Consider the following 10,548-nt stretch of genomic DNA (forward strand, 5'->3'; position numbering starts at 1 on the left):
TCCATCATGAGCGATAGCCGTTACTCGGCCCCGCATAGCGCCGATCCGGACGAGTTCGTCAAGATCGTTGATGTGGTGAAGATTTTCGATGACACCGTCGCGGTGCGTTCCGTCAACCTGGCGGTGCGGCGCAACGAAATCTTTGCCCTGTTGGGAAGCTCGGGCAGCGGCAAGTCGACCTTGCTGCGCATGCTGGCCGGCTTCGAGGATGCCACCTCGGGCATGATCCTGCTCGATGGCGAGGACATCACGGCCGTGCCGCCTTACCGGCGGCCGGTCAACATGATGTTCCAATCGTATGCGCTGTTTCCGCACATGACGGTCGAGGCCAATGTGGCCTTCGGCCTGAAGCAGGAAGGCGTGGACCGCGCCGAGATCCACGACCGCGTCTTCGAGGCCCTGGATCTGGTGCAGATGGCCGGCTACGCGCGACGCAAGCCGCATCAGCTCTCGGGCGGGCAGCAACAGCGCGTGGCGCTGGCGCGCAGCCTGGTCAAGCGGCCCAAGCTGCTGCTGCTCGACGAACCCATGTCCGCGCTCGACAAGCAGATCCGCCAGAAAACCCAGATCGAGCTGGTCAAAATCCTGGAGCAGGTCGGCGTGACCTGCATCATGGTCACCCACGACCAGGAAGAAGCCATGACCATGGCGCACCGGCTGGCCGTCATGACCGACGGGCAGATCATCCAGTGCGGCACGCCCCAGGAGGTCTACAACTTCCCCAATTCGCAGTTTGTGGCGGGCTTCATCGGCAGCACCAATCTCTTTACCGGCACCATCGTGGTCGATGAGCCGGATCACGTCGCCATCGAAAGCGAGGAGCTGACCCGTCCGCTGTTCGTCAACCACGGCGTGAGCGAACCGCTGGGCATGGAGGTGCACGTCTCCATTCGCCCCGAGCGCCTGGTGGTCTCGCGCGAGCAGCCCGAGGGCGACTACAACTGGGCCCATGGCATGGTGAGCCACATGGCCTGGATGGGCAGCTACGCGCTCTATCAGATCCGCCTGGACTCCGGCAAGGTGGTCGAGGCCAGCGTGCCCAGCCTGCAGCTCTCGGCCATGGATGCCCCGGGCATCGACGAAGAGATCTTCGTGCGCTGGGCCGCCGACAGCGCCACGGTGCTGGCATCATGATGCGCAATTTCCTGCGGGGGCGCCTGCCCTCGGGGCGCACGCTCGCCATTGCCGTGCCCTTCGCCTGGCTGGTGCTGTTTCTCTTCATTCCTTTCTTGCTGGTCTTCAAGATCAGCTTCGCCGAGCAGAAGTTCGGCATTCCGCCGTACACCTCACTGGCCGAGATCCAGGACGAGGTGGTGCAGTTCAGCCTGTATCTGCGGGGCTATGTCCTGCTGTTCACGGACAACCTGTACTTCGCCACCTACCTGAACTCGGCCAAGATGGCCGCCGTCACGACGCTGTGCTGCATGCTTATCGGCTACCCGATGGCGTACTACATTGCGCGCAGCACGCCCCGCTATCGCAACCTGCTGCTGCTGGCGGTCATCCTGCCCTTCTGGACGTCGCTGCTGCTGCGCGTCTATGCCTGGGTGGGCATCCTGCGCAACGACGGCCTGCTCAACAAAGTTCTGATGGGGCTGGGCATCACGGCCGCGCCGCTGGAAATCTACCGCACCGACCTGGCGGTCTACATCGGCATGGTCTACGCCTATCTGCCGTTCTTCATCCTGCCGCTCTACGCCAACCTGGTCAAACTGGACCTGCGCCTGCTGGAAGCCGCGGCCGACCTGGGCGCGCGCCCCTGGCAGGCGTTCTGGCGCATCACGCTGCCGCTGTCGCGCCCGGGCGTGATCGCCGGCGCCATGCTGGTGTTCATTCCCTCCGTCGGCGAGTACGTGATCCCGGAGATGCTGGGCGGCGCCGATACCCTGATGATGGGTCGCGTCATGTGGAATGAGTTCTTCAACAATACCGACTGGCCCATGGCGTCGGCGGTGACCTGCGTCATGGTGTTGCTCTTGCTGGTGCCGCTGGCCTTCTTTCAGTACAACCAGGTCAGGCAGCAGCGCACGGCCGGAGGGCGCACATGAAAGGCCCCAACAAGACCTTGCGTAATCTGGCCTTGGGGCTGGGGTACTGCTTTCTTTACGTGCCCATCCTCAGCCTGATGGTGTTTTCGTTCAATGACTCGCCGGTGCTGACCTCCTGGAGCGGTTTCTCGCTGCGCTGGTATCACACGCTGTTCCAGGACGAGACTTTGCTGCGGGCGGCCTGGTTGTCATTCAAGATCGCCGTGCTGACCGCCACGGCCGCCACCATCATCGGCACCTGGGCCGGCTATGTGCTGGCCCGCATGGGCCGCTTCAAGGGCTTTGGCCTGTATCTGGGCATGCTGAGCGCGCCGCTGGTCATCCCGGAAGTGGTGCTGGGCATTTCGCTGCTGCTGATGTTCGTCGAGATGCGCACGCATTTCGGCTGGCCTGAACAGAACGGCATGTTTACCATCTGGATCGGCCATGTGACGTTGTGCATGGCCTTCGTGGCGGTGGTGGTGCAGTCGCGCATCCGCGACATGGACCGTTCGCTCGAAGAGGCCGCGCTCGATCTGGGCGCCACGCCGCTGCGGGTGTTTTTCTCGATCACGTTGCCGCTGATTGCGCCGGCGCTGGCCTCGGCCTGGCTGCTGTCGTTCACTCTGTCGCTGGATGACGTGGTGGTCGCCTCCTTCCTGTCGGGGCCGGGTTACTCGACCCTGCCCATGGAGGTTTTCTCGCGCGTGCGCCTGGGCCTCAAGCCCGAGGTCAATGCTCTGGCCACGCTGTTCATTCTGGCGGTGGGTGTGTGTGTCATCATTGCCAACCGTCTGCAGACCCGCAAGGAGAATTGATCCATGACGACCCTCTTCGGACTGACCAAGTGCAGCACCTGCGTCAAGGCCCGCCAGTGGCTGCAGGAGCGCGGCATCAAGCACGAATTCATCGACTACCGCGACCATCCCGTCGAGGGCGAAACCCTCAAGTCGTGGGCCGGCAAGCTGGGCGGCTGGGAGAAACTCGTCAACCGCGCCTCCATGACCTGGCGCAACCTGACCGACGAGCAGAAGGCGGTCAACAACGATACCGAGTGGTTGCGCCTGATCTCCCAGTATCCGGCGCTCATCCGTCGTCCGGTGCTGGTGACCGAAGATGGCGATGTCGGGGTGGGGTTTTCCGATAAGCGCTACGGTGAGCGCTTCGAGTGAGTGCGCCGCGGCGTCCCTGACGCCGCTGCCCGACGCTTTCTTCAATCGCGATGCCGCCACCCTGGCGCGCGAGTTGCTGGGCAAAGTGATCCGGCGGCGTCATGGCGGCCTGTGGCTGTCGGCCCGCATCATCGAAACCGAGGCCTACTACCTCGAGGACAAGGGCAGCCATGCCTCGCTGGGCTACACCCACAAGCGCCGCGCCCTGTTCATGGATGGCGGCACCATCTACATGTACTACGCCCGGGGCGGCGATTCATTGAATTTCAGCGCCCGCGGGCCGGGCAATGCCGTGCTCATCAAGTCGGCCTATCCCTGGCTGGATGCCGTGTCGGGCCAGGCTTCGCTGGCCGCCATGCAGGCCCTCAATCCGGATGCGCGCGGCCAACCTCGCCCGCGCGAGAAGCTGTGCGCCGGCCAGACGCTGTTGTGCCGCGCGCTGGATCTCAAGGTGCCGGACTGGGATGCCCGGGGCTTCGATCCCACCCGCTTTTTCGTGACCCGCAGCGAGCCGGCCCTCACGCGCATCATCCGTTGCGTGCGCTTGGGCATCCCGCCCGGACGCGACGAGCATCTGGCCTATCGCTTCGTGGATCCGGCCTATGCCGCCTGGTGCACGCGCAATCCCTTGCGCCGTGGGCAGCAGGCCGGGCGCGATTTCGATTGGGTCGACGGGCGCGGACGCGTCCTGGCTTGATCTTCAGTCGGGCACCGGCGCGGGCAGTTTGGCGCGCAGCTCGGCATACTTGCGCGCAATGCGGCGCTGGTTCAGCCGCCGGCTCCAGGCATAGAGTGGAATCGCGGGCAGCACTCCGAAACCATCGACCAGATACAGGCCGTGGCGCCCGTCGGCGTTGTAGCCCACGGCGACATTGCTGGCCGAGATGTCGTGCAGCACCACATGCGCATCGGCCAGGTCATCGAAGAAGCGGTCCAGCTGGGCGGACAGGCGTTGGGTGAACGCTCCCTGCTTGGCCAGGTCCTTGATCGTGGGGGCGATTCCACCCTGGGCATCGCGGATCTTTTCCACCAGCAGGCCGGGGCCCATGTCGGTTTGCGCCAGGCCCAGGATGCGGGCCATCGGCAGCAGCCAGACCCCGCTGGGGCGGGTGGCGGCGGCGACATACTCGTTGATCTCGTTCAGGTACACCCGATAATCGTTTTCACGCTGAAACTGCTTGTACCAGCGTTTGAAAGGACGCTTGGCCAGATAGACCGAGCGCGCCTCCATGTCCATGACCTTGACCAGCAGCCAGGGTTCGTACGGATGCTGGAAGACATAACGATCCCCGCCCTGAGCCAGCGGCTGGGCCTGGCTCAGTTCGAGCGGACCGAAAAGCGTATGAAAACAGGATTCTTCTGTTTGAGACGAGCGTAAGGGGGTCGGCATGGGGCCCGTTCAGGCGCGGTGCGCAGGGTTTTGTTATTTCACCAAATATCTTAACTTTCCTTGCCTTAACGGAAGCTGACAGTTTCCTGAAACAGAGGGGCGGGGTTTCCCGCGCGTGTTGCCGCTGTGCTTTCCTATAATCCGGGTTTCAGGAGACGGTATTGCTGGATCAAGAAGTATTGCTGTGGATTGCGGCGGGTGGCGCTGTGCTGGCCGCCTTGCTGGCGTTGTGGGCCTGTCTGCGTCCGGCCGCCAGCCGGGCCGACATCCATGCCGTGCTGGATGCGCTGGAGCGCAGCGAACGGGGCTTGCGCGGCGATCTGGCCGAGAGCCAGCGCGAGGGCCGCCGTGAAGCAGCCGAGTCCCTGGCGCGTTTCGGCAGCCAGTTCGGCGAGCGCCTGCAGGGCCTGGTCGAGATCAATGACCGGCGCATGCTGGAAATCCGTCATACCGTGGATCAGCGTCTGCAGTCCCTGCAGGCCGACAACGGCGCGCGGCTGGAGGAAATGCGCCGCACCGTGGACGAGAAGCTGCATGCCACCCTGGAGCAGCGCCTGGGCGAGTCTTTCCGTCTGGTGTCCGAGCGCCTGGAAGCCGTGCACAAGGGGCTGGGGGAAATGCAGCATCTGGCCGCCGGGGTTGGCGATCTCAAACGGGTGCTCACCAATGTGAAGTCGCGCGGCACCTGGGGCGAGGTGCAACTGGCCCGCCTGATCGAAGACAGCATGACGGCCGAGCAATATGCCCGCAACGTCAAACCGGTACCGGACCGCAACGACATCGTCGAGTTTGCGATCCGCCTGCCCGGCGGCGACGCCGGGCCCGTGTGGCTGCCCATCGACGCCAAGTTTCCCAAGGAGGAGTACGAGCGTCTGCTGGCTGCCCAGGACGCGGGCGACCCTGATGCCGCCCGCACGGCCGGCCAGGCGCTGGCGCGCGCGGTCGAGCTGCAGGGCAGGTTGATTGCCGACAAGTATGTCGCCCCGCCTTTCACCACGGATTTCGCGATCATGTTCCTGCCTACCGAGGGACTGTACGCCGAAGTGCTGCGCCAGCCGGGGCTGGTCGACAAGCTGCAGGGCCTGCGCGTGAACGTGGCCGGCCCGACCAACCTGGCCGCCATGCTCAACAGCCTGCAGATGGGCTTTCGGACCCTGGCAATCGAGCGCCGATCCTCGGAAGTGTGGCAGGTGCTGCGTGCGGTCAAGACCGAGTTCGGCAAGTTCGGCGATGCGCTGGCCAGCGTCAAGAAGTCGCTCGACACCGCCAGCAGCAAGATCGGGCAGACCGAGACGCGCACCCGCGTCATGCTGCGCAATCTGAAGTCGGTGGAAGCCTTGCCGGAGCCCGAGGCCGAGCGGCTGCTGGGCGATGAGCCCGCCGGGACGACGTCCGATGCGCTAGACTCGGAATCACAACGCAGCTAGGCGCTGGCCTGCCGGACGGCGCCGTCGGTCCAGGAGATCCGCCATGACGCCGTTGCCGCATCCGTTCGCCACGCACCAGGTGTTCAACCAGGTCGAGCCGCTGGACGACTATTCCCTGTTCGATACCGATCTGCCGCTGCGCGAAGCCGTGCAGCGCGAAGGCGCAGCCTGGGCTTTGCCCGAGCTGGGCGAGTTCGGGATCTGGCTGGGCCGGGCCCAGGCGCTGGCGGCCGGGGCGGCCGCCAACCGGCATGTGCCGGAACTCCAGGCCTACGATCCGCAGGGCCGGCGCATCGACCGGGTGCGATTTCATCCCGCCTGGGATGGCCTGTTGGCCGGCGCGCTCGGTCGGGGGCTGCACAATCGGCCCTGGGCCTTGCCCGGCCCTGGGGCGCACGTGGCCCGCGCCGCCGGTTTCCTGCTGCAGGGGCAGGTCGAGGCGGGAGTGCTGTGCCCCGTCACCATGACCTATGCCGCCATTCCCTTGCTGTTGCGCGAGCCCGATGGCGCGGTCGCTTTCACGCGGGATTGGCTGCCGCGTCTGTATCACCGGGGCCACGATGGCAATGATGCTCCGCTGGCAAGCAAGCGCGCCGCGCTGATCGGCATGGGCTTGACCGAAAAACAGGGCGGCTCGGATCTGCGCGCCATCACCACGCAGGCCCAGCCGCTGGGGCGCGCCGGCCAGGGACAGCCGTATGTGCTGACCGGCCACAAGTGGTTCTTTTCGGTGCCGCAGGCCGATGCGCATCTGGTGCTGGCGCGTTGCGATGCCGGCATCAGCGCCTTTTTCCTGCCGCGCTGGATACCCGGGGGCGGCACGCGTAACGCGGTCAGGATCCGGCGCTTGAAGGACAAGCTGGGCAATCGCAGCAACGCGAGCGCGGAAGTCGAGTTCGAACAGGCCTGGGCCGTCTTGCTCGGAGAGCCGGGGCGGGGGCTGGCGCTGATGCTCGAAATGGCGGCCACAACCCGTCTGGATTGTGTGCTGGGCAGCGCCGCGCTGATGCGCCAGGGTCTGGTTCAAGCCTTGCATCACGCCGCCCATCGCCAAGCCTTTGGCAAGCCCCTGCTGGCGCAACCGGTCATGCGGGCCGTGCTGGCCGATCTGGCGCTCGAGAGCGAGGCGGCGATGTTGCTGGGGCTGCGCCTGGCGCGCGCCATGGATGAGCGCGGGCGGCAGGATGCCGCGGCACGGCTGCTGCGGGTCGCCACGCCGGCGGCCAAGCTGTGGGTGTGCAAACGCGCCGTGAACGTGCTGGGCGAGGCCATGGAGGCTCTGGGCGGCAACGGTTATGTCGAGGAGGGGCCGCTGGCACGGCTGTACCGGGAAGCGCCGGTCAACGCCATCTGGGAGGGCTCCGGCAACGTGATGGCGCTGGACGTGCTGCGCGCCCTGACACGCGAATCGGATGGTCTGGCAGCGCTGGAGGCCGAGATGCGTCTGTCCCGCGGGGCCGACGCGCGCTATGACGCCGCCGTGCAGCAGTGGCTGGCGCAGGCCGCTGCTCCCCAGGAGAGCCAGGCGCGGGCCCTGGCTGCCGGCCTGGCGCGCCTGTTGCAGGCGGGCCTGATGCTGCGCCACGCCCCGTCCGGGGTGGCCGATGCCTTCGTGGCCAGCCGGCTGCAGGGCGGTGCTACGCTATGGGGCGAGAGCCTGCCCGAGGCGGCCGTCAGCGGGATACTGGCCAGGGCCTGGCCGGGGATCGGTTGAGTTTTCTTCCGCCTTTCCCTGCTGGCGCGGGCAATGCTGCCGCCGGCGCATCGTGCCGGCTCGGCCGCCACTCAGGCCGCAAGCCGCCTGATGCGCGCAGGTCGCAGGCCCACCGCTTGTCCCTGCCGGCGGGCGCCTTCATAATCCTGTCACACTCGGGTCATAAGCTTGCGGGTCAGCAGGTTCCCCGTGTGATTCGCCATCAGAAGGGGCAGCCATGAGACCAAACACGCAGGGAGTCCGGATGACGGAGCACACCAATAAACAGTTCGACGCCGACCTGGGCGCAGTCCGTTCGCAGTTTCTGCAAATGGGCGGCATCGTCGAGGCCATGATCCAGGAGGCGATCGAGGCGCTTGCCTCCGGCGACATGACGCTGGTCGAGAAGGTCCGCGAGCGCGAAAAAGAGGTCAACCGACACGAGGTCGAGATCGACGAGCGTATCGGCCTGATCCTGGCCCGCCACCAGCCCACTGCCATCGACCTGCGCACCATGCTGGCTGTCTCGAAAATGCTGACCGACATGGAGCGCTCGGGCGACGAGGCTGAAAAGGTCGCCACCGCCGTGCGTCGCATGTACGAGAACAGCCATCAGCAGCATATCCCTTTGATCGAGCTGCGTCACATGGCGGTCAGCGTCGGCAACATGCTGCATCAGGCCCTGGATGCCTTTGCGCGCCTGGACCCCATCCTGGCTGCTCAGGTCGTGCGCAGCGACAAGGAAGTCGACAAGGAATGGAAGGCGGCCCTGCGCAATCTCATCACCTACATGATGGAAGATCCGCGTACGATCTCGCGCGCCATCGACATGATCTTCATCGCCCGTGCCCTGGAGCGCATCGGTGATCATGCCAAGAACATGGCCGAGCGCGTCATCTACATGGTCAAGGGTGCCGATGTGCGCCATACCGGCGTGAAGAACACCGAGCGCCTGGCGCGCGGCGAAGCGCCGATCGTGCCGGAAGAAACCAAGCCCGAAGCCTGATCCGGCGGCACTGCAAACAAAACGGCCTGACGCGAGTCAGGCCGTTTTGCGTGGGGGAGGGCCGGGCTCAGGCCGACGGCGGCACGTAGCCCTGGGCCTCGACCTGGCCGTCCTCGAACAGGAAGCGCTCCATCTGCTGCTGCAGATACTTGCGGGCGCGGGCATCGGCCAGATTGAGACGGTTCTCGTTCACCAGGCGGGTCTGGATCTGCTTCCATTCCTCCCAGGCTTCCTTGGAGATCTCACGCCAGATGCGCGCACCCAGGTCGCCAGGGTAGGGCGGGAAATCCAGACCTTCGGCTTCGCGCTTGAGTTTGACACAGGTGATGGTACGGGCCATGTTGTGCTGCCAGGAAGAGTTTCAGATGGCCCATTTTAACGGCCTGGCCGGGCCATAGACCCTGCACCGAGCAGGGTCTATGCCGGGTTACAGCTTCTTGATGAAGATGAGGCTGTTGCGCGTGCGGTTGTAGGAGGCCTGCTTGGTGGGCGGCAGGTCGGAGATGCCGCCCTGCACGAAGCCGCGTTTCATGAACCAGTGCGAGGTGCGCGTGGTCAGCACGAACAGGCGACGCGCGCCGGTGGCGCGGGCGCGTGCCTCCATGTGGCGCAACAGCAGATCGCCTTCGCCGGTGCTTTGCCATTCCGGGTGCACGATGAGGCAGGCCATCTCGGCCATGTGGTCTTCCGGGTAGGGGTAGAGCGCAGCGCAGCCGTAGATGACGCCATCGTGCTCCAGTACCGTGAAGTGCTCCACGTCGCGCTCGATGACGCCGCGCGGGCGCGGCACGAGCGTACCATCGGCTTCCAGCGGTTCGATCAGGCTGAGCAGGGCGCCGACGTCGTCCAGGGTGGCCGGGCGCAGGTCATCGAGCTTGTCCTCCACCACCATGGTGCCCACGCCATCGTGGGTGAAGATCTCCAGCAGCACGCTGCCGTCCAGCGAGTAGGGCACCAGGTGGGCGCGCGCCACGCCCCGCTTGACCGCCAGCGAGGCATGGCGCAGAAAGAAGGCCGTGTCCTCGTCCAGCTCGCCCTTGCTCAGCAGGGCATCGGCGTCGATGCGGGCCAGCTCGGTGTCCACGCTGCCGTCCTCGTCGTGCACGCCATCGGCGCCCGACAGGAAGATCAGTTTCTCGGCGCGCAGCGCCACCGCCACGCTGGTGGCCAGGTCTTCCATGGCCAGGTTGAAGGCCTCGCCGGTTGGCGAGAAGCCCAGCGGCGACAGCAGCACGATGGAGCCGCGCTCGATGGCGAACTTCAGCGCCTCGACGTCGATCTTGCGGACATGGCCGGTGTGCTTGTAATCCACGCCCTCGATCACGCCGGCCGGCCGGGCCATCACGAAGTTGCCGGAAATGATGCGCACATGTGAGTTCGACATGGGCGTGTTCGGCAGGCCCTGGCTGAAGGCGGCCTCGATATCCAGGCGTAGCTCGCCTGCGGCTTCCTTGGCGCATTCCAGGGCGGCGGCGTCGGTGGGCGCCATGCCCCGGCCGAACTGCTGGCTGTAGCCTTTCAGGCTGAGCTGTTCGTTGACCTGGGGGCGCGAGCCATGCACCAGCACGAGATGCACGCCCAGTGCCGACAGCAGCGACAGGTCCTGCACCAGGGCGTTGAGCGCGCCGGCCTGTACCAGCTCGCCGCCGAACGCCACCACGAATGTCTTGCCGCGGAACGCATGCACATAAGGCGCCACTTCTCGGAACCATCGCACGAACTGCGCCGGGGCGAATTCAGGTGCTTCAAGTGCGGAGAATGTATCGTCTTCCAGATCGGGCATGATGGTTGTTTGGTTTGGACGGGGATGTCGGCGCACCGCCGCGCGGGCGG

11 protein-coding genes are annotated in these 10,548 nt (G+C 65.7%); 8 read left to right on the top strand and 3 right to left on the bottom strand.

The features are described from left to right. Window positions 1-6 precede the first annotated feature (6 nt). The 5 genes from A7V84_RS00445 to A7V84_RS00465 are packed head-to-tail and all read left to right on the top strand — an operon-like array spanning window position 7 to window position 3,896. A complete protein-coding gene (locus A7V84_RS00445; RefSeq protein WP_025512353.1) occupies window positions 7-1,134 on the top strand; it encodes an ABC transporter ATP-binding protein in 1,128 nt (375 codons plus the stop codon). Then, a complete protein-coding gene (locus A7V84_RS00450; RefSeq protein ID WP_025512351.1) occupies window positions 1,134-2,048 on the top strand; it encodes an ABC transporter permease subunit in 915 nt (304 codons plus the stop codon). Before A7V84_RS00445 ends, A7V84_RS00450 begins: the two co-directional genes overlap by 1 nt. Further along, the gene (locus tag A7V84_RS00455; RefSeq protein WP_033534413.1) at window positions 2,045-2,845 is read left to right on the top strand and encodes an ABC transporter permease subunit; all 801 of its coding nucleotides are present in this window, start codon (window positions 2,045-2,047) and stop codon (window positions 2,843-2,845) included. The genes A7V84_RS00450 and A7V84_RS00455 overlap by 4 nt, the downstream gene beginning before the upstream one ends. Window positions 2,846-2,848: 3 nt before the next feature. Next, window positions 2,849-3,199, top strand: coding sequence for a Spx/MgsR family RNA polymerase-binding regulatory protein (locus A7V84_RS00460; RefSeq protein ID WP_025512349.1), 351 nt, complete (start codon window positions 2,849-2,851; stop codon window positions 3,197-3,199). After that, a complete protein-coding gene (locus tag A7V84_RS00465) occupies window positions 3,183-3,896 on the top strand; it encodes a DNA-3-methyladenine glycosylase (protein ID WP_051348158.1) in 714 nt (237 codons plus the stop codon). Before A7V84_RS00460 ends, A7V84_RS00465 begins: the two co-directional genes overlap by 17 nt. Before the next feature lie 3 nt (window positions 3,897-3,899). Here A7V84_RS00465 and A7V84_RS00470 read toward each other — a convergent pair whose 3' ends face one another. Next, window positions 3,900-4,589 (bottom strand): PhoP regulatory network YrbL family protein, encoded by a 690-nt coding sequence (locus tag A7V84_RS00470; protein ID WP_063492385.1) that lies wholly within the window; start codon window positions 4,587-4,589, stop codon window positions 3,900-3,902. Between the two features lie 161 nt (window positions 4,590-4,750). Here A7V84_RS00470 and A7V84_RS00475 point away from each other — a divergent pair, with 161 nt between their 5' ends. The 3 genes from A7V84_RS00475 to phoU all read left to right on the top strand — a co-directional run bounded on the left by A7V84_RS00475 (window position 4,751) and on the right by phoU (window position 8,715). Next, a complete protein-coding gene (locus A7V84_RS00475; protein ID WP_063492384.1) occupies window positions 4,751-6,016 on the top strand; it encodes a DNA recombination protein RmuC in 1,266 nt (421 codons plus the stop codon). 43 nt (window positions 6,017-6,059) lie between these two features. Then, window positions 6,060-7,730: an isovaleryl-CoA dehydrogenase gene (locus tag A7V84_RS00480; protein WP_063492383.1), complete on the top strand. Its 1,671-nt coding sequence runs from the start codon at window positions 6,060-6,062 to the stop codon at window positions 7,728-7,730. A gap of 244 nt (window positions 7,731-7,974) precedes the next feature. Then, window positions 7,975-8,715 (top strand): phosphate signaling complex protein PhoU, encoded by a 741-nt coding sequence (gene phoU, locus A7V84_RS00485; protein WP_025512343.1) that lies wholly within the window; start codon window positions 7,975-7,977, stop codon window positions 8,713-8,715. A gap of 67 nt (window positions 8,716-8,782) precedes the next feature. Here phoU and A7V84_RS00490 read toward each other — a convergent pair whose 3' ends face one another. Together A7V84_RS00490 and argA are read right to left on the bottom strand one after the other, a co-directional pair. Further along, the gene (locus tag A7V84_RS00490; protein ID WP_025512341.1) at window positions 8,783-9,055 is read right to left on the bottom strand and encodes an oxidative damage protection protein; all 273 of its coding nucleotides are present in this window, start codon (window positions 9,053-9,055) and stop codon (window positions 8,783-8,785) included. Between the two features lie 87 nt (window positions 9,056-9,142). Then, window positions 9,143-10,498 carry an amino-acid N-acetyltransferase gene (argA, locus tag A7V84_RS00495; RefSeq protein WP_025512339.1) on the bottom strand — a complete coding sequence of 452 codons (1,356 nt, stop codon included), beginning with the start codon at window positions 10,496-10,498 and terminating at the stop codon, window positions 9,143-9,145. Between the last annotated feature and the right edge of the window lie 50 nt (window positions 10,499-10,548).

The sequence above is a fragment of the Bordetella trematum genome (genome assembly GCF_900078335.1).
Classification (GTDB): domain Bacteria; phylum Pseudomonadota; class Gammaproteobacteria; order Burkholderiales; family Burkholderiaceae_B; genus Bordetella; species Bordetella trematum.